Origin of the sequence: Agrobacterium sp. O3.4 (genome assembly GCF_041414895.1) — a bacterium.
GTDB lineage: Bacteria > Pseudomonadota > Alphaproteobacteria > Rhizobiales > Rhizobiaceae > Agrobacterium > Agrobacterium cucumeris.
The window spans coordinates 45151-63386 of sequence record NZ_JALPZP010000004.1; the positions used below are offsets into that span (position 1 = coordinate 45151).

16 protein-coding genes are annotated in these 18236 nt (G+C 59.8%); 3 read left to right on the forward strand and 13 right to left on the reverse strand.

Translation table 11 applies throughout. The annotated features are described in order from the left end of the window. Positions 1–3: 3 nt before the first annotated feature. A complete protein-coding gene (locus M0412_RS19130; protein ID WP_269701732.1) occupies positions 4–489 on the reverse strand; it encodes an MgtC/SapB family protein in 486 nt (161 codons plus the stop codon). Positions 490–663: 174 nt separating this feature from the next. Here M0412_RS19130 and M0412_RS19135 point away from each other — a divergent pair, with 174 nt between their 5' ends. After that, entirely contained in the window at positions 664–1164 is a 501-nt protein-coding gene (locus M0412_RS19135; protein ID WP_142842422.1) for a ferritin-like domain-containing protein, read from the forward strand. A 77-nt stretch (positions 1165–1241) separates the two neighbouring features. Here M0412_RS19135 and M0412_RS19140 read toward each other — a convergent pair whose 3' ends face one another. From M0412_RS19140 to M0412_RS19190, 11 genes are all read right to left on the reverse strand, one after another. Beyond that, positions 1242–3578 carry a glucose/quinate/shikimate family membrane-bound PQQ-dependent dehydrogenase gene (locus M0412_RS19140; protein WP_269701729.1) on the reverse strand — a complete coding sequence of 779 codons (2337 nt, stop codon included), beginning with the start codon at positions 3576–3578 and terminating at the stop codon, positions 1242–1244. 104 nt (positions 3579–3682) lie between these two features. Next, entirely contained in the window at positions 3683–4024 is a 342-nt protein-coding gene (locus M0412_RS19145) for a hypothetical protein (protein WP_142842424.1), read from the reverse strand. Positions 4025–4638: 614 nt separating this feature from the next. Beyond that, positions 4639–5424 (reverse strand): 3-hydroxybutyrate dehydrogenase, encoded by a 786-nt coding sequence (locus tag M0412_RS19150; protein WP_269701727.1) that lies wholly within the window; start codon positions 5422–5424, stop codon positions 4639–4641. 4 nt (positions 5425–5428) lie between these two features. Then, complete coding sequence (locus tag M0412_RS19155) at positions 5429–7384, reverse strand: acetoacetate--CoA ligase (protein WP_269701724.1); 1956 nt, start codon at positions 7382–7384, stop codon at positions 5429–5431. Then, entirely contained in the window at positions 7381–8265 is an 885-nt protein-coding gene (mmsB, locus tag M0412_RS19160; RefSeq protein ID WP_269701722.1) for a 3-hydroxyisobutyrate dehydrogenase, read from the reverse strand. The genes M0412_RS19155 and mmsB overlap by 4 nt, the downstream gene beginning before the upstream one ends. A gap of 13 nt (positions 8266–8278) precedes the next feature. Next, a complete protein-coding gene (locus tag M0412_RS19165) occupies positions 8279–9874 on the reverse strand; it encodes a GMC family oxidoreductase (protein WP_269701720.1) in 1596 nt (531 codons plus the stop codon). Positions 9875–9949: 75 nt separating this feature from the next. Beyond that, a complete protein-coding gene (locus M0412_RS19170; RefSeq protein ID WP_269701718.1) occupies positions 9950–10954 on the reverse strand; it encodes a branched-chain amino acid ABC transporter permease in 1005 nt (334 codons plus the stop codon). A 1-nt stretch (position 10955) separates the two neighbouring features. Further along, entirely contained in the window at positions 10956–11843 is an 888-nt protein-coding gene (locus M0412_RS19175) for a branched-chain amino acid ABC transporter permease (RefSeq protein ID WP_269701716.1), read from the reverse strand. Between the two features lie 2 nt (positions 11844–11845). Next, the gene (locus tag M0412_RS19180; RefSeq protein WP_142842431.1) at positions 11846–12547 is read right to left on the reverse strand and encodes an ABC transporter ATP-binding protein; all 702 of its coding nucleotides are present in this window, start codon (positions 12545–12547) and stop codon (positions 11846–11848) included. 1 nt (position 12548) lies between these two features. Next, complete coding sequence (locus M0412_RS19185; protein WP_142842432.1) at positions 12549–13334, reverse strand: ABC transporter ATP-binding protein; 786 nt, start codon at positions 13332–13334, stop codon at positions 12549–12551. Positions 13335–13363: 29 nt separating this feature from the next. Continuing rightward, on the reverse strand, positions 13364–14572 hold the full coding sequence (locus M0412_RS19190) for an ABC transporter substrate-binding protein (RefSeq protein WP_142842433.1): 1209 nt from the start codon (positions 14570–14572) through the stop codon (positions 13364–13366). A gap of 232 nt (positions 14573–14804) precedes the next feature. Between M0412_RS19190 and M0412_RS19195 the strand changes: the two genes are divergently transcribed. Together M0412_RS19195 and M0412_RS19200 are read left to right on the forward strand one after the other, a co-directional pair. Next, complete coding sequence (locus M0412_RS19195; protein ID WP_142842434.1) at positions 14805–15722, forward strand: LysR family transcriptional regulator; 918 nt, start codon at positions 14805–14807, stop codon at positions 15720–15722. 136 nt (positions 15723–15858) lie between these two features. After that, on the forward strand, positions 15859–16881 hold the full coding sequence (locus M0412_RS19200; RefSeq protein WP_269701714.1) for an LLM class flavin-dependent oxidoreductase: 1023 nt from the start codon (positions 15859–15861) through the stop codon (positions 16879–16881). 50 nt (positions 16882–16931) lie between these two features. Here M0412_RS19200 and M0412_RS19205 read toward each other — a convergent pair whose 3' ends face one another. Further along, positions 16932–18050, reverse strand: a complete 1119-nt coding sequence (locus M0412_RS19205; protein WP_269701712.1) for a mandelate racemase/muconate lactonizing enzyme family protein — start codon at positions 18048–18050, stop codon at positions 16932–16934. Positions 18051–18236 lie beyond the last annotated feature (186 nt).

Below are 18236 nucleotides of genomic sequence, written 5' to 3' on the forward strand. Positions count from 1 at the left end.
CGGTCAGTCTTCCTTGATACCGGCGGCCACCTGCATGCGGCGAAGCGTCCAGAGAATGATAATGCCGACGCCGGAGGCTAACAGCGCAAGCGGCCACATGCCGAGCCCGGCAGAGAGGCCGATCGCGGCCGAAAGCCACATGCTCGCCCCCGTCGTCAGGCCTTTGACATCGCCCTTGGTATAAACGACCACACCCGCCGCGAGAAAGGCGATGCCCGCCGTCACGGCCTCCACCAGCCGGATGGGATCGAGCCGTGCGGCCTCATGACCTTCCGCCATCGTCTCCATCATGTGGATGGTGATGACACAGAAGGTGACGGCGGCAAGGCCGATCAGCATGTTGGTGCGCAGACCGGCGGTATTCTTGTGAAATTCCCGCTCCAGACCGATCAGGCCGCATAGAATGACCGCGCCAAACACGCGCACCAGCAGCACCTCGAAAGGCATGGAAACATTCATGGAAAATTCTTCTGCAAGGCTCTGGGGCATGGTCGCGTCTCCTCCCGAAATTTCATCACCAGTAAGTTCGGGAAGGCCGGTTGGTTCCGCGCGGCAATATAAACGTTGCGCGCAACGGAGCCGGAACCATAGGGGCGGCGAAAGGTTTGCCTCCCGTGCGCATGGGCGCACATCCTGCATTTTCATACCATGGGAGAAGGAACAATGGCCGAGAAGAAACTCGACGACCTGTTTTACGACACGCTGAAGGATATCTATTACGCCGAAAGGCAGATCCTCAAAGCCCTGCCGAAAATGGCCCGGGCAGCGACAGACCCGAAGCTGAAACAGGCGTTTGAAAAACACAAGGAAGAGACGCAGGGGCACGTGGAGCGCCTGCAGGAAGTGTTCGAAGTCATCGGCAAGCGGGCGCAGGGCAAGACCTGCGAAGCCATCCAGGGCATTATCGCCGAAGGCGAAGAGATCATTGACGAGTTCAAGGGCACTGCGGCGCTCGATGCCGGTCTTATTTCGTCGGCCCAGGCCGTCGAGCATTATGAAATCGCCCGTTACGGCACGCTGAAAGCCTGGGCGGAAAAGCTTGGCCACACCAAGGCGGTTTCACTGCTGGATGCCACGCTCAAGGAAGAAACCAAGACCGACGATGCGCTGACCTCGCTCGCCAAGACCTCGATCAATGCTGCGGCTCAGAAAAAGGCGGCATGATCACCGCTTCGACCGCACAAGCAAAAACCGGAATGGTCTCCCATTCCGGTTTTTTATTTACCTGAAGCTGTCGCGTTTTACGGCAGCGTATAAGCGATCACATAGTCGCCCGGCTTGGTGCCGACGGAACCATGGCCACCCGCAACCATCACCACATATTGCTTGCCGCCTTCCAGCGCATAGGTCATGGGCGTTGCCTGGCCACCGGCCGGTAGACGCGCTTCCCACAGCTGTTTGCCGGTGGTGAGGTCGTAAGCGCGCAGAAAGTTATCGACAGCGGCACCGAGGAAGGCCACGCCGCCCTTGGTGATCATCGGCCCACCAATGCCGGGCACGCCAACCTTGAAGGGCAGCGGCAGCGGCGTCATGTCATAGACCGTGCCATTCTTGTGCTTGTAGGCGATATCGCCGGTGCGCAGATCGGCACCCGCGACATAACCCCATGGCGGTGCCTGGCAGGGGATTTGCAACGGGCCAAGGAACGGCCCCATGAACACGCCATAAGGTGCGCCATCATTGCGGTTCAGGCCCTGCTCGCTGCCCTTCTCATCCTGTCCCTTCGGGGGAATGTCGGCGCGCGGCACGAGCTGGGAGGTGAAGGCAAGATATGTCGGCATGCCGAACATGACCTGACGTTCCGGATCGACCGCCACGCTGCCCCAGTTGAACGTGCCGAAATTGCCCGGATAGATGATCGAGCCATTAAGCGAGGGCGGCGTATAACGGCCCTTGTAGTCCAACTGATGGAAGCGAATGCGGCAGGCGAGCTGGTCGAACATGGAGACGCCCCACATGTCCTTTTCCTTCAGCGGCTCCGGCTTGAAAGACAGGGCCGTCGTCGGCTGCGTCGGGGAGGTGAAGTCTTCAGGGATCGCACCGCCCGGCGCCGGCTCTTCCGTAATCGGCAGAAGCGGCTCGCCGGTGCGCCGATCGAGAACGTAGATGTCGCCCTGCTTGGTGGGTCCGACAAGGGCCGGCACGTTCTGGCCGTCCTTGGTGATGTCGAGCAGCACCGGTTGCGCCGGAACGTCCATGTCCCATAAATCGTGATGGACCGTCTGGCGAACCCAGCGGTCCTTGCCGGTGTTGATATCGAGCGCGACAATGGAGGAGGAATATTTCTCCACATTCTCGCTGCGGCCCATGCCAAGCTGGTCCGGCACCTGATTGCCCAGCGGGACATAAACCAGGCCGAGGCCTTCGTCATAGCTCAGCACTGACCAGCTGTTCGGCGAGTTGGTGGTATAGGTCTCGCCCGCCGCAATCGGCTCGGTCTTTTCCGGATTGCCGGAATCCCAGTTCCAGATCAGGGCACCGCTGTTCACATCGAAAGCACGGATGACGCCGGACTGTTCCTGCGTGGAATAATTGTCGTTTACCGCGCCGCCGATGATGATCTTGCCCGCCGCGATGACGGGCGGCGAGGTCGAATAATAATAACCGGCAGGATTGTACTTCATGCCCTGTTCGAGATGCAGAACACCCTGATCGGCAAAGGAGGTGCAGACCTGACCGGTCGCAGCATCAAGCGCGATCAGCCGCGCATCCGACGTCGGCAGGTAGACGCGCTCTGCGCATGCCGTGCCTTGAGCCGCATTCGGCTCGGCATAATAGGAAACGCCGCGGCACGTCTGGTGCTGGCGGTCGGGATTGAGACCGACATTCGGGTCGTATTTCCACTTTTCCTTGCCGGTTGCCGCATCGATGGCAATCGCCCAGTTATGCGGCGTGCAGATATAAAGCGTGTTGCCGACCTTGAGCGGCGTCACCTGATAGGTGGTTTCGCCGACATCGTCGGGTAGCTTCACGTCGCCCGTCTGGTAACGCCAGGCTTCCTTCAGCTGCGAGACATTGTCGACATTCACCTGGGTCAGCGGTGAGTAACGCTGGCCAAAGGGCGTGCGGCCATATTGATGCCAGTCCGCATCCGGCACGTTGCCGCCCAAATCGGGCGTCGCCAACGCAATTTCCTGAGGCAGGGAACCTGCCTGGTCGTGCGGATCCTGCGCCATCGAGTATCCGGCCACGGCCATGGAAGCGAGAACCGATAACACAAGCGGCCAGGCATTGGGGCCGTAGCTGAGCCCGGTCGGGCTTGAAAAACCAAGCGGCTTTCTGACCCAGGGCACCAGCATCCAAACGCCGATGAGAATGATGATACCGCCACGTGGGCCGAGCTGCCACCAGTCGAAACCGACTTCCCAGACCGCCCAGGCAAGTGTCGCGACAATGAAGACGGCATAGACGTGGAGTGCTGCGCGATTGCGCTGAAACAGCAAAATAGCCGTCAACAGAAAAGCCAGCCCGGAAAGGACATAATAAAAACTGCCGCCCAGCATCACCAGCTGGGAGCCGAAACCAAACAGCGCAAGGCCGATCAGCGTGAGAATAACTGCAGTGACGGTGACTGCCATGAATGAAACCCCCGATTCCTGTCACTTTGGGTGAAATGAAATCGGGGCCAATCTGGTTCCACACAAACTATTCATTTGTCGTGAAAAATTTCACGTCATGGTCGTCAGGGGTTTTGTGGCGCTCCCGTCGAGTCCTGACGCGTCGGATTCGTATCCGTCGAAGCGGGAGGTGCAGCACCGCCATTTGCAGGGTTGTTGTCGAAGCTGCCGGAGCCGGAAGGCTGCTGCGGCACGGGTGCCGTCTCGGTCTGCGTGCTTTGCGGACGGTTTTCATCCGGCTCAAAAACCGAATATTCCACAACCGCCCAGACGACCAACGCGAGAAGAACACTGACAATCAGTATGACAAGAACCGGCCGTCCTCTGGACCCCTGCCGCGCCTGGGTTGCCGTCTCCGTTTTCGGAGCGTCCCGACCGTGGAGATAGCTGGCATTTTCTCTGGCCATATCTTTTACTCCCTGTAACCTGTGAATTTAATCCGCAGGGTCACGGTTTGGTTCCAGAGAGAAGAGAGAGCCTTCAGTTACACTCGGCTGGACAAGGCATATCGAGATCCGGAGCGGCCGCCGTCTCGATTTCACTGAAGCTTTGCCTGAGCCCCAGCCAGGAGGTTGTCCGCCGGGCATCCACCGTTTCGCCCGGCTTGTCCGGGACGGTTCCAGCGCTCGCAGTGTCGGGGGTCTGGTTCAACCGCGCAGGCGGTCGCACCCCACCAAATTCGGAATGACCGCCGGCAGCCCGATATTTTTTTGCCTCAAGGCGACGGCTGCGCCATACCGGCAGAATCTCCAGAAAAGTAAAAATTCTCAACATCATAACTATCAGAAAAATAGATCAATTAAAAACAATGCCCTCACTGTGGCATGTTCGCCGTTAATGTGCACCCCCTATTGCGCTACAACCGCAGAGAATAGTCAGATTGTGCTAATAATACGCCACAAAGCGTCAGTTCAGCAGCCTGTATCTTCGCGTTTCAGCGCCCCACACAGCTATAAAGTGGAAAATCGCAGAATAAAGCCGGGAGGAAGCGAAGCGGCTTTGCGGGACATGCCGGCAGAAACTACTTCGCGGTCCAGCCGCCGTCGATGGAAATATTCGTTCCGGTGATCGACCGCGCCATGTCGCCGGCAAGATAAAGCGCCATTTCCGCCACTTCTTCCGGTTGCACAAATTGCCGGGTCGGCTGCGGCGCAAGCATCACCTTTTTCACCACATCCTCCTCGCTCATGCCATGCACCCGGGCCTGATCCGCGACCTGCGCAGCAACCAGCGGAGTCCAGACATAACCGGGGCAGATGGCATTACAGGTGATGCCGAGTTCGGCCACTTCCAGCGCCACGCTTTTCGTCAGCCCCACCACCGCATGTTTGGTCGCCACATAGGGCGCCTTGAAGGGCGAGGCGCGCAGGCCGTGGGCGGAGGCGATGTTGACGATGCGGCCCCACCCACGTTCCTTCATGCCCGGCAGGGCTGCGTGGATGGTGTGAAAGGCACTGTCGAGCGAAATGGCAACGATGCGGGAAAAATCGGCGAAATCGAACTCGTCGATCGGCGCGACCTTCTGGATGCCGGCATTGTTGACGAGCACATCGATGTGGCCGAATTCGGCGATGACGGTTTCCGGCAGATGGGCGCTTTCGTCGTAGTTTGCGAGGTTGGCCGAAAAATAGACCGGCCTGTACCGTGCCACCTTCGCAACCATCTCCAGGGCCTGCGTCGCCTCTTCCGGCGTCTCTATGCCATGCACCGCGACCAGATACCCCGCCTCGGCAAAACGTTTGGCGATAGCGAGCCCGATGCCGCTGGTGGAACCGGTGACGAGCACGGTTTTCGGTTGGTCCTCCATCGGCCTAGTCCTTCAGCTGCGGCAGATTGCGGAAAAGCTCGAGCGATTCCGGGTTGGCAAGCGCATCGACATTCTTCACCGGCCGGCCATGGATGGTGTCGCGCACCGCGATTTCGGAAATCTTGCCGGAGCGTGTGCGGGGAATGGCGCTGACGGCAATGATCCTTGCCGGCACATGCCGCGGCGTGGCGCCCGAGCGAATGCGACTGCGGATGGTCTTTTCCAGCTCTTCCGTCAAGGCCGCACCACCCTTCATGCGCAGGAAGAGGATGACCCGCTGGTCGCCGTCGATATCCTGCCCGACGGCAATGGCTTCCTCGACTTCAGGCACGGTTTCCACCTGCCGGTAGATTTCGGCCGTACCGATGCGGACCCCGCCGGGATTAAGCGTCGTGTCCGAACGGCCGTGGATGACATATCCGCCGGATGGGCGCAGTTCGGCGAAATCGCCATGCGCCCAGATGCCGGGGAAACGGTCGAAATAGGCGGCCTGATACCGCGAGCCATCCTCATCGCCCCAGAATTTGACCGGCATGGAGATATGCGCATTGCGGCAGACCAGCTCACCGGCAACGCCGCGAACGGAACGACCTTCATCGTCAAGCGTATCGATATCCATGCCGAGCATCGCGCCCTGCAATTCACCGCGATGAACCGGCTGCAGCGGATTGCCGCCAAGGAAACAGGCGCAGATGTCCGTGCCGCCGGAAATGGAGGCGAGATGCACATCCGCCTTCCAGTCGCGATAGATATAATCGAAGGATTGCGGGATGAGCGGCGAGCCGGTGGAAAGGATCGTCCTCAGCGAGGGCAGGTCATGACTTTCACGCGGTTTCAGCCCGGCCTTCAGGCAGGCATCGATGAATTTTGCCGAGGTGCCGAAGGTGGCGATCCGTTCCGCGTCGATGAGGTCGATCAGCCGCGCAGGGTTGGGGTAACCGGGATTGCCGTCATAGGTGACGAGCGTTGCGCCAAGCGCCAGACCGGAGATCTGCCAGTTCCACATCATCCAGCCACAGGTGGTGAAATAGAAGAAGCGCTCCCCTTCTTGGATATCGCATTGCAGCTTCTGCTCCTTCATGTGCTGAAGCAGCAGCCCGCCGCCGGAATGGGTGATGCATTTCGGCTTGCCTGTCGTGCCGGAGGAATAAAGGATCGCCAGCGGCGCCTTGATCGGCAGACGGTTGAAGGCAATCTCCCCCGCCTTATATGGCGCGACGAAATCCGGGAGCGTCACGCAGCCGAGATCGGCAAGGCCGGAAGGAACCGCATCACCGATGAGCACGATCTTTTCGGGCCTCGCACTTTCCGCCACGGCACGGATGGTCGGGCCAACATCGATGCGTTTGCCGGCATAACCATATTCCGGCACGGCGATCAGGATTTTCGGGTCGATCTGCGACAGACGGTCTGAAGCGCCCGCCGGGCCGAAATCCGGCGAGCAGGACGACCAGATCGCACCGATGGCGCTGACTGCGAGATAGCTGACGATCGCCTCGATATCATGGGTAACGATGGCTCCCACCCGGTCGCCTTCCTTGACGCCCGCATGGGCGAGCGCCTGTACCAGACGGGAAACATCGTCGTAAAGGTCTCTTCGGCTTATTTCGCGCCGCGTTCCGTCATCCCGATGGGCGATGATGGCCAGCCTCTCGTCGGCATCGCGCAGCAGGTTTTCGGCATAGTTGAGCCGCGCACCCGGATAAAATTCGGCCTCACGCATCGTCGCATCAGCCTTGAACGCTGTTTCGCCGCGCGTACCGATAATCCCAAGTTCATCCCACAGAGCATCGTAAAAAGCGTCCGGTGCATCGATGGACCAGCGCAGCAGGCCGGCATAATCATCGGCGGCCACCCCGTGCAGTTTTGCCGTTTTCTCTGCGAAGGAAAAAAGCGCCGAGCGCGCCAGCCTTTCCCTCGTCGGCACCCACAAAATATCGGAAGGCGCGGCGTCCGTCATGCTTCGCTCCCGCGCAGCATCTCGACGATGGCGGAAAAATCGCGCCCGCCACCGCCCTCGCCGACGAAGTTCTCGTAAAGCGCCGATGCCGCAGCACCAAGCGGGGTCGAAGCCCCGGCTCCATTGGCGGCCTCTTGCGAGAGCTTCAGATCCTTGAGCATCAGGGCCGCCGCAAATCCGGGCTGGTAATCCTTGTTGGCGGGCGATGTCGGCACCGGCCCCGGCACCGGGCAATAGGTGGTGAGCGACCAGCACTGCCCTGAAGAGGTGGAGGCAACATCGAACAGCGCCTGATGCGAAAGACCGAGTTTTTCGCCAAGCACGAAGGCTTCCGAAACCGCGATCATGGAAATGCCAAGGATCATGTTGTTGCAGATCTTCGCCGCCTGGCCATTGCCACGCTTGCCGCAATGGACGATCTTTTTGCCCATTGCCTCCAGCACCGGCTTTGCCGCCGAAAAGGCGTCGGCCTCGCCGCCGCACATGAAGGTCAATGTGCCGGCGGAAGCCCCACCCGTGCCGCCGGAGACAGGCGCATCGACGGAGGGGCAACCGGCAGAAGCGGCCAGCTCATGCGCCTTCAGCGCGCTTTCCATATCCACAGTCGAGCAATCGATAAGGAGCGTCCCGGCGGAGACTTTTTGTACCAGATCACCATAGACCGAAACCACATGTTCGCCCTTCGGCAGCATGGTGATGATCACATCAGCCGCTGCCGTCGCCTCGGCGGAATCCGCAGCAATGGGAATACCGGCTTGCCTCGCTTCCGCACGGCAGGTTTCGGAAAGGTCAAAACCCTTCACGGTATAACCCGCCTTGACGAGATTGGCGGCCATCGGCAGGCCCATATGTCCAAGTCCGATAAAAGCGACGGTCTTCATGGGAGCGTTCCTCTCAACGATTATCCGCAAGGATCATGTCGGCAGCCTTTTCGGCAATCATGATCGTTGGCGAATTGGTATTTCCGGATGTGATCCGCGGCATGATGGAGGCATCCGCGACGCGCAGCCCCGCAAGCCTGCGGAACTTCAGCCTGTTATCGACAACGCTTTCCACATCCGACCCCATGCGTAACGTGCCAACGGGATGAAAAATGGTGGTGCCGATATCGCCCGCCGCCCTGGCGAGATCATTATCGTTTTCAAAGGACGGGCCGGGCCGGTATTCCTGTGGCTTGAACCGGGCAAAGGCCGGCTGGGCGACGATGCGGCGCGTCAGCCGCATGGAATCGATGGCCACCTGGCGGTCGCCTTCCGTGGAAAGATAGTTCGGGCGGATTTCCGGCTGCATGGCGAAATCCGGTCCTTTCACATGCACTGAGCCACGGCTTTCCGGCCGCAGATTGCAGACACTTGCAGTAATGGCAGGAAAAGTGTGAACCGGATCACCGAACTTGTCGAGCGAAACCGGCTGGACATGATATTCCAGATCGGCAGTTTCCTTTTCCGGCGAAGAACGGGTGAAGACGCCGAGCTGGCTCGGCGCCATCGACATCGGCCCGGAGCGGGTCAGCGCATATTCAAGACCGATCCGTGCCTTGCCGAACAGGGTGGAGGCCCGTTCGTTCAGCGTCAGAACACCGGAGACCTTATAGACCATGCGCAGTTGCAGGTGATCCTGCAGGTTTTCTCCCACGCCCTGAACCTCGGCCACGGTGTCGATACCGGCGGCCTGAAGCACATCGCCACGGCCGACACCGGAAAGCTCCAGAACATGCGGCGAGCCGATAGCGCCGGCGGAAAGCACCGTCTCGCGCCGCGCCCGCATCTTTTTCAGAACGCCGTCATGGTGCAACTCGACACCCGTAACCCGACCTTCTTCGATGATAAGCCGTTTGACGTGAGCTTTGGTCAAAACCGTCAGGTTTTTACGACCAAGCGCCGGTTTCAGGAAGGCTTTCGCCGTGTTCCAGCGCCAGCCAGAGCGCTGGTTCACATCGAAATAACCGGCACCCTCATTGTCGCCCCGGTTGAAATCGTCAGTCGCGGGAATGCCGGCCTCGCCCGCCGCCTTCTGGAAGGCATCCAGCACATCCCAGCGCACCCGGGCTTTTTCCACCCGCCATTCGCCGCCGGCGGAATGCAGATCGCTCTTGCCGCGATAAAAATCCTCCGACTTCAGGAAATAGGGCAGGATATCGTTCCAGCCCCAGCCCTCGCAGCCAAGCTGCCGCCAGACGTCATAGTCCCGCGCCTGGCCGCGCATGTAGATCATGCCGTTGATGGAGGAACAGCCGCCCAGAACCTTGCCGCGCGGATAGATCAGCGCGCGGCCGTTAAGGCCCGGCTCTTCCGCCGTCTTGAAACACCAGTCGGTGCGCGGGTTGTTGATGCAATAGAGATAACCGACCGGAATATGGATCCAGTGGTAATTGTCGTTGCCTCCCGCTTCCAGAAGCAGCACGCGGTTGTTCGGGTCTTTCGAAAGGCGGTTGGCGAGAACGCATCCGGCACTCCCCGCTCCGATGACGATATAGTCATATTCGCCCATGCTCTTCTCCATACGCCGCCCTTGCCGCGTCGTCCCGGACGCGGGGGAGGCCTCTCAAGTGTTTTTCAAAAATGTCTAGCCGCGGTGCTGGAAGCCGAGTTTTCTCCCGAGCCGCGACGCATAAAATTCGCCGATCAAACCGCGCCGGAACACCAGAACGCAGGCCATGAACACAAGGCCGGTAATGATGGTGACCGGGAAATCCGATGTCGCGAGATAGTTCTGCAGGGTGACCACCAGGCCCGCGCCGAAGATCGGGCCGATCATGGTGCCGATGCCGCCGAGCAGCGTCATCAGGATCACTTCGCCGGACATCTGCCAGGTCACATCGGTCAGCGTGGCGAACTGGAAGACCAACGCCTTCAGACCGCCCGCAAGCCCGGCAAGCGCCGCCGACATGACGAAGGCGCCGAGCTTGTAACGCTGCACGCTGTAGCCCAGCGAAATGGCGCGCTGCTCGTTTTCGCGGATGGATTTCAGGATCATGCCGAAGGGCGAGTTGACGAAACGCCAGATGACCAACAGTGCAAGCACAAAGGCCGCCAGCACCGTGTAATAGATGTTGAGTGGCGCGTTGAGATCGAGAAGGCCGAAGAGATGGCCGCGCGGCACGCCCTGCAACCCGTCCTCGCCATGGGTAAACGGCGCCTGAAGGCAGAAGAAATAAAACATCTGCGACAGCGCGAGCGTAATCATGGCGAAATAGATGCCCTGACGACGGATGGCGAAAAAGCCGATGACGAGGCCGAGAAGGGCAGCACCCGCCATACCGATCACAAGACCGATCTCCGGCGTCACGCCCCATTCCTTCACCGAATAGGCCGTGAAATAGGCCGCACCGCCGAAAAACGCCGCATGGCCGAAGGACAGCAGTCCCGTGTAACCGATCAGCAGATTGAAGGCGCAGGCAAACAGTGCAAAGCACAGGAGCTTCATCAGAAAGATCGGGTAAACGAACATCGGCGCGGCGATGAGCACGGCAAGCCCCGCCAGAATGAGCACGGTCTTGATGGTTCCGGCAGTCGTCGAAACTTCCGTCTGCGGCATCGTACCGGCGGTGGTATGGGTGGCTTTGGACATATCAGGCGTCCTTTCCGAAAAGTCCGGCGGGGCGGATGAGCAGCACAAAGGCCATGATGACGAAGATGACGATGTTGGAGGCTTCAGGGTAAAACACCTTGGTCAGCCCTTCGGCGATGCCGAGCATGTAACCGGTGACGATGGCCCCCATGATCGACCCCATGCCGCCGACGACGACCACGGCGAAGACCACGATGATGAGGTTGGTGCCCATCAGCGGCGAGACCTGATAGATGGGCGCCGCCAGCACGCCGGTGAAGCCTGCAAGGCCGGCACCCAATGCGTAGGTCAGCGTCAGGAGCACCGGCACGTTGATGCCGAAAGCCTGCACCAGCGTCGGGTTTTCCGTCGCCGCCCGCAGATAGGAACCGAGCCGCGTCTTTTCGATCAGCGCCCAGGTGGCAAGGCAGGCAACCAGCGAAATGACGACAACGAAGGCGCGATAATTCGGCAGGAACATGAAGCCGAGATTGGTGCCGCCGGCAAGCTCACGCGGCACCGAATAGGGCTGGCCGGCAGCGCCGTAAAGCCAGCGGAACGTGCCTTCCACCACAAGCGCCAGGCCGAAAGTGAAAAGCAGCCCGTAAAGCGGATCAAGATCATAAAGCCGCGACAGCAGAAGGCGTTCGACGATCGCACCGAAAAGAGCAACGACGAGCGGTGTCACCACCAGTGCCGCCCAGAAATTGATGCCGAAATATTGCAGGCCGAGAAAGGCGACGAAAGCGCCGAGCATATATTGCGCCCCATGGGCAAAATTGATGACGCGCAGCAGGCCGAAAATGACGGCCAGGCCGAGCGACAGCAGGGCATAAAAAGAGCCGTTGATAAGGCCGATCAGCAATTGCCCGAGCAGGGCCTGAATTGGAATGCCGAAGATCATTGTCATCGTTAAACCCCCAGCACTTTATTGAGTTCGCCCATGCGGCCGGAAAGCTCGCCCACCGGAAAATTGCTGACCATCTGGCCATGATCCATCAGGTAGAAGCGGTCGGCAATGCGGCTTGCGAAACGGAAATTCTGCTCCACCAGAACCACGGTCATGCCGCGGCTCTTCAGCTTTTGCAGCACTTCGCCGATGCGCTGCACGATGACGGGTGCAAGCCCCTCCGTCGGTTCATCAAGCAGCAGCACCTTCACCCCGGTGCGCAGGATGCGCGCCATGGCCAGCATCTGCTGCTCGCCACCGGAAAGCTTGGTGCCGGGGCTCATGCGGCGCTCATGGAGATTGGGAAACAGTTCGTAGATTTCATCGAGCGTCATGCCGCCGGATGCGACAACGGGCGGCAGCTTCAGGTTTTCCTCGACACTCAGCGTTGCGAAGATACCACGTTCTTCCGGCACGAAACCGATGCCGTATTTTGCCGTGCGATGCAGCGGCACCGGCATCATATCCTTGCCGCCGAGCTTAATGACGCCCTTGCGGTTGCGGATGATGCCCATGATGGTGCGCAGCGTCGTGGTTTTGCCCACGCCGTTGCGGCCGAGAATGGTGATGGTTTCGCCCTCGCCGACCGTCAGATCGACGCCGTGCAGGGCCTGGCTTTCGCCATACCAGGATTTCAGGTTGGAGACTTCGAGCATTGCCGCCATATCAAGCCTCCTCCGTGCCCATATAGGCCGTGCGCACACGCGGATCGGCCGAAACGGCGGCATAATCGCCCTCCGCCAGAATTTCACCGCGCTGCAGCACCGTGACGTGATGGCAGATATCGGCAACGACTTTCAGATTATGTTCGACCATCAGCACCGCACGTGTCTTTGCCACCTCGCGGATAAGCTCGGCGACATGGGAGACATCTTCCCCACCCATGCCGGCCATCGGCTCGTCCAGCAGCAGAACCTTGGGATCGAGCGCCAGCGTGGTGGCGATTTCGAGAACCCGCTTGCGGCCGTAAGAAAGATCGGCCGCAAGCGCATGTTTTTCCCGTGTCAGGCCAACCGTTGCGATCAGCTCCTCGGCGCGGGCATTCAGCCTGTCGAGCGAGGAGAGCGGCAGCCAGAACTGCGTTGCAAGGCCATTCGGACGCTGCAACGCTACCCGCACATTTTCCAGAACCGTCAGATGCGGAAACACCGCCGATATCTGGAAAGACCTGACGAGGCCGAGACGCGCCACCTTGTCCGGTGGCGTCCTTGTTATATCCGTTCCCATGAAAGTGATCGCTCCGCCCGTCGGCTGGAGAAACTTGGTCAACAGATTAAAGACCGTAGTCTTGCCGGCGCCGTTTGGGCCGATCAGCGCATGAACGCGGGCATGGTGGACGTCGAGATCGACGTTTTTCACGGCTGCGAATGCGCCGAAGGTTTTGCTGAGACCACGCGCCGAAAGAACGACGCGAGGTTCGGCCTGCCCGGCGGGGGCGGGAGCGATCATCATGAAACTTTCCCCTTTATTGCGTCAGTCTTTTATTGCGTCACCAGCGGGCAACCGCTTTTTGCAGGGTCCATGAAGGCTTCCTTGCCGGGGATGGTGGCGAGCACCTTGTAATAATCCCACGGCTGCTTGCTCTCATCCGGCTTCTTCACTTCCATGAGATACATGTCGTGGATCATGCGGCCATTGGCGGCCACATGGCCGTCCTTGGAGAAGACGTCGTTGACGGGCATTTCCTTCATGGCCTTGGCGACGGCATCGGCATCATCAGTGCCGGCCTTTTCGATGGCCTTCAGGTAGTGCAGCACGGCGGAATAGGTGCCGGCATGCACCATGTTCGGCATTGCGCCGGTGCGTTCCTTGAAACGCTCGCCGAACTTGCGCGATTCATCGTCGCGGTCCCAGTAAAAACCTTCCGTCAGCGTCAGACCTTGCGCCGCCTCAAGACCGAGGCCATGGACTTCGGCGAGCGTGAAGAGAAGAGCGGCAAGCCGCTGGCCGCCGGCAACGATGCCGAATTCAGCCGCCTGCTTGATGGCGTTGGAGGTGTCGAGGCCCGCATTGGCAAGGCCAATGACCTTCGCGCCCGAAGACTGCGCCTGCAGCAGGAAGGAGGAATAATCCGTCGTCGCCAGCGGATGGCGCACGGAGCCCAGAACCTTGCCGCCATTGGCCTTGACGAAATTGGCGGTGTTTTCTTCCAGCGAGTAACCGAAAGCATAGTCCGCAGTCAGGAAGAACCAGCTGTCGCCGCCCTGCTTCACCAGCGCGCCGCCGGTGCCGACCGCCAGCGAATAGGTGTCATACGCCCAGTGGAAACCATAGGGGCTGCACTGCTTGCCGGTCAGTTCGGTGGTTGCCGCACCGGTGTTGACGGTGATCTTCTTCTTGTCCTTGGAGAGCGCCTGCACGGCCAGGCCCACTGACGACGATGTCAGCTCCATGATCGAATCCACCTGTTCGGTGTCGTACCATTGCCGGGCAATGTTGGAGGCCACGTCCGCCTTGTTCTGGTGGTCGGCGGTCACGACCTCAACCGGCGCATTGAGCACCTTGCCGCCGAAATCCTCAACCGCCATCTTCGCGGCCTCGTAAGAGTACTTACCGCCAAAGTTGGCGTAAACGCCGGACTGGTCATTCAGGATACCGATCTTGACCTTGCCGTCCGAAATCTCGGCGGCATAAGCGGCGGTGCCGGCGGCCAGTGCCATGGCCGTGGATAAAACGATACTCTTGCGCATGACTTCTCCTCCCAGAGATGATTGCGAGCCTCAGATTGTCTGTGCAACAGTGAACGAAGCCGCATGGCGTTCGTCCCGGGTGCTGCATCCGAACGGTCACGCCACTCTCCTCAAAGCGACGCATCCTGGTTTTAGATTTCTCGAATTCCTCGGTTGACACAAGAGCACGGCATCATCAAATTTCGAACAGGAACTGTTCATTTTTGAACAGAACTCGGAATGGGAGACGAGATTGGCCACGCCTTTTACCTGGGACGACCTGCAATATTTTCTGGCCGTGGCCCGCACCGGGCAGCTCTCATCGGCAGCCCGCAGCCTTCGCACCAGCCACGCAACCGTCTCCCGCCACATCGATCGACTGGAATTCTCGCTTAAAACCAAGCTGTTCGAGCGAAACCCGCGCGGTTACGAGCTGACGACGGTCGGGCGCCGGCTGGTCGATACGGTCGAGCGCATAGAAGCGGAAGCCGAAAGACTGCAATCGGATATTTCCGAAAGCGGCAGCCTGCTGCGCGGCGTGGTGCGCCTAAGCGCCCCTGAAGGTTTTTCCAATTTTTTCTTCGTGGAGAGGCTGAAAGACTTCGCCGCCACCCATCCCCACATCATGGTGGAGATGGTGACGATCCAGCAGATCATGGCGCTTTCCAGAAAGGAAGCGGATGTGGCCGTCACGCTCGATCCACCAAAAGCCGGTCCCTATATCAATGAACAGATCATCGATTACACACTGCATATCTATGCCTCGCGTTCCTATCTCGCCGGACATCCGAAAATCACGCGGCGTGAGGATTTGCCCGACCATTTCTTCATCGGTTACGTGCAGGACCTGATTTTTTCGCCGGGCCTCGATTACATGCGCGACGTGATGCCCGGCCTGCGCCCCAATTTTCAGTCATCGAGCATTTTCGCCCAGCTGACCGCCACGCTGAGCGGCCGCGGCCTGTGCATATTGCCGAACTTCATCGCCGCCCGTTTTCCGGACTTGCAGATGGTTCTTGCCGACGAAGTGCAACTACGGCGCGGCTATTGGCTGACCAGCCATCAGGATCTTGCCAACGTGCCGCGTGTGCGCTCGCTGATGGATTTCATCCTGACCACCGCACGCGCCCACGAAAATCTCTTCATCCTCGACCGCAGGACGATTGCCTGAAACGGCCATCGTTCACATTTCGGCGACACCGTGTTTACGGGTGACGGATTGGAGGATGTGCGCAGTTGCTTATATGACTGACAACAACGAAGCCGGTTTGTGAAAACCGGCATCCTCCGACATCTGGAAGGTCATCATGAAAAAGATCGGATTTTTATCCTTCGGCCACTGGACACCCTCACCCCAGTCGCAGACCCGCTCGGCGGCCGACACGCTGCTGCAATCGATAGACCTTGCCGTGGCCGCTGAAGAACTCGGCGCCGATGGCGCTTATTTTCGCGTGCACCATTTCGCCCGCCAGCTTGCCTCACCTTTTCCGCTTCTGGCCGCCGTCGGCGCCAGAACGAAAAATATCGAGATCGGCACCGGCGTCATCGACATGCGTTATGAAAACCCGTTCTACATGGCGGAGGATGGAGGTTCGGCCGACCTCATCGCCGGTGGACGCCTGCAACTCGGCATCAGCCGTGGTTCGCCGGAACAGGTGATCGATGGCTGGCGTTATTTCGGCTTCCGCCCGGCCGAGGGCGAGACCGAGGAAGATATGGCGCGGCAACATACCGAAGTCTTCCTGGAGCTTTTGAAGGGCGAAGGTTTCGCGCAGCCAAACCCGAGACCGATGTTCCCGAACCCGCCCGGCCTTTTGCGCCTGGAACCCCATTCCGAAGGGCTGCGTGAGCGCATCTGGTGGGGTTCGAGTTCCAACGCGACGGCGGTGTGGGCGGCAAAGCTTGGCATGAACCTGCAAAGCTCCACCCTGAAGACGGATGAAACGGGCGAACCTTTCCACGTCCAGCAGGCGCAGCAGATCCGTATCTTCCGGGAAGCCTGGAAGGAAGCCGGACATGCCCGCGAGCCCCGTGTCTCAGTCAGCCGCAGTATCTTCGCCCTCGTCAGCGACCGTGACCGGGCCTATTTCGGTTACGGCAATGAAGGCGACGACAAGATCGGTTATATCGACGACAAGACGCGTGCGATCTTCGGGCGCAGCTACGCCGCCGAGCCTGAAGCGCTGATCGAACAGCTGAAGGCCGATGAAGCCATTGCCGAGGCCGACACGCTGCTCCTGACCGTACCGAACCAGCTGGGCGTCGATTACAACGCCCATGTGATCGAGACGATCCTGAAGCAGGTGGCGCCGGCTCTCGGCTGGCGCTAACGGCTGGTCCTGAAAATGAGCAAGGCGGCGCAGTTTCTGCGCCGCCTTTTTTATTTCACCGCCTTGCCATAACGGGAAAAGCTTTCCGCCAGCGGCGTCGTGCTGGCGCCGGGCTGCTCCGGACGTTTGTAAACGCCATCCCGCACCTGGATCGGCTCTTCGAAATGATCCTTGATCCACGGAATATATTCGAGAATGGTCGAAGCCGGATGCCAGTAGCTCAGATGCACATGCACCTGGCTCATCTCACCCGCATGCGGCACCACGGGCAGGCGATGGGCGAGTGCCAGATCAGCCACCTGAATATATTCGGTGATGCCGCCAAGCCGGGTCACATCCGGCTGGACATAAGCGACCGCGCCGGCATCGATGAATGAGCGGAACGCATCCACCGTATAAAGCTGCTCGCCGAGCGCGATGGGAATGGATGTGCCGTGCGCCAGCCGGGCATGGCTGGTGACATCGTCATACCACAGCGGTTCTTCGAACCAGTAGATATCCAGATCCTTCGCAGCTGCGCAGAAGCGCTGGCATGTCGGCAGGTCCCACTTGCCGTTGCCGTCAATGGCGATGCGGATGGAGGAGCCGACGCGCTGGCGGACGGCGGCAAGCCGGGCAATGTCGATATTCGGATCATCATGACCGACCTTGAGCTTCAAGCGGGTGAAGCCATCCTCCTCCACGGCCTTTGCACTGCCGGCCAGCAGGTTTTCCAGCGTAAAGGAAAGCCAGCCAATATCGGTATTATAGGCTTCCACGCCTGCCGTGCGCGCACCGCCGAGATATTGCCAGAGCGGCACGCCCGCCTTTTTCGCCTTGATATCCCACAGCGCCACGTCGATGGCGGCAAGCGCCAGATGGGTGATGCCCGCCCGGCCGACCCATTGCAGCGAGGGGTAACGGGCAAGTTTCATCCACAGCCGTGAATGCTCCGACGCATCCTCGCCCAGCAGCAAGGGCGCATAACAATCGCTGATGCAGGAGGTGATCAGCCTGTCGGATGGCAGATGCGCGTGGGTGCCCGTGAAACCATAACCTTGAATGCCGTCACTCGTCGTGATTTTCGCGCCGACGACGCCCCAATGGGTGATGCTGTGGGTGGAATCGGAGATAGAATCCGACGTGAGCGGCAAATGCAGGATGAAAGGTTCGACAGCGGTAATTTTCATGATCGGTCATTCCTCGATGCTTGAACGCTTCTGGGGAGGAAAGGCGGAAGTCCCTTTTCTGAGCGACCTTCGCCGACTGGCGGGTGAAGTCGTATGCCCCGCACCCGATGGTTGCGGGAACTGAACCGTCAGGGGATTGCCGGACCGCCCTCCTCCGGCAGCCGGCTTCCGATGGCAGATAGAGCT

Coding starts and splice junctions, on each gene's coding strand:
- M0412_RS19155 (WP_269701724.1), bottom strand. CDS start 7,384: ATGACGGACGCCGCGCCTTCCGATATTTTGTGGGTGCCGACGAGGGAA.
- M0412_RS19185 (WP_142842432.1), bottom strand. CDS start 13,334: ATGATGATCGCTCCCGCCCCCGCCGGGCAGGCCGAACCTCGCGTCGTT.
- M0412_RS19145 (WP_142842424.1), bottom strand. CDS start 4,024: ATGGCCAGAGAAAATGCCAGCTATCTCCACGGTCGGGACGCTCCGAAA.
- M0412_RS19140 (WP_269701729.1), bottom strand. CDS start 3,578: ATGGCAGTCACCGTCACTGCAGTTATTCTCACGCTGATCGGCCTTGCG.
- M0412_RS19170 (WP_269701718.1), bottom strand. CDS start 10,954: ATGTCCAAAGCCACCCATACCACCGCCGGTACGATGCCGCAGACGGAA.
- M0412_RS19135 (WP_142842422.1), top strand. CDS start 664: ATGGCCGAGAAGAAACTCGACGACCTGTTTTACGACACGCTGAAGGAT.
- mmsB (WP_269701722.1), bottom strand. CDS start 8,265: ATGAAGACCGTCGCTTTTATCGGACTTGGACATATGGGCCTGCCGATG.
- M0412_RS19205 (WP_269701712.1), bottom strand. CDS start 18,050: ATGAAAATTACCGCTGTCGAACCTTTCATCCTGCATTTGCCGCTCACG.
- M0412_RS19175 (WP_269701716.1), bottom strand. CDS start 11,843: ATGACAATGATCTTCGGCATTCCAATTCAGGCCCTGCTCGGGCAATTG.
- M0412_RS19130 (WP_269701732.1), bottom strand. CDS start 489: ATGCCCCAGAGCCTTGCAGAAGAATTTTCCATGAATGTTTCCATGCCT.
- M0412_RS19180 (WP_142842431.1), bottom strand. CDS start 12,547: ATGGCGGCAATGCTCGAAGTCTCCAACCTGAAATCCTGGTATGGCGAA.
- M0412_RS19165 (WP_269701720.1), bottom strand. CDS start 9,874: ATGGGCGAATATGACTATATCGTCATCGGAGCGGGGAGTGCCGGATGC.
- M0412_RS19150 (WP_269701727.1), bottom strand. CDS start 5,424: ATGGAGGACCAACCGAAAACCGTGCTCGTCACCGGTTCCACCAGCGGC.
- M0412_RS19200 (WP_269701714.1), top strand. CDS start 15,859: ATGAAAAAGATCGGATTTTTATCCTTCGGCCACTGGACACCCTCACCC.
- M0412_RS19190 (WP_142842433.1), bottom strand. CDS start 14,572: ATGCGCAAGAGTATCGTTTTATCCACGGCCATGGCACTGGCCGCCGGC.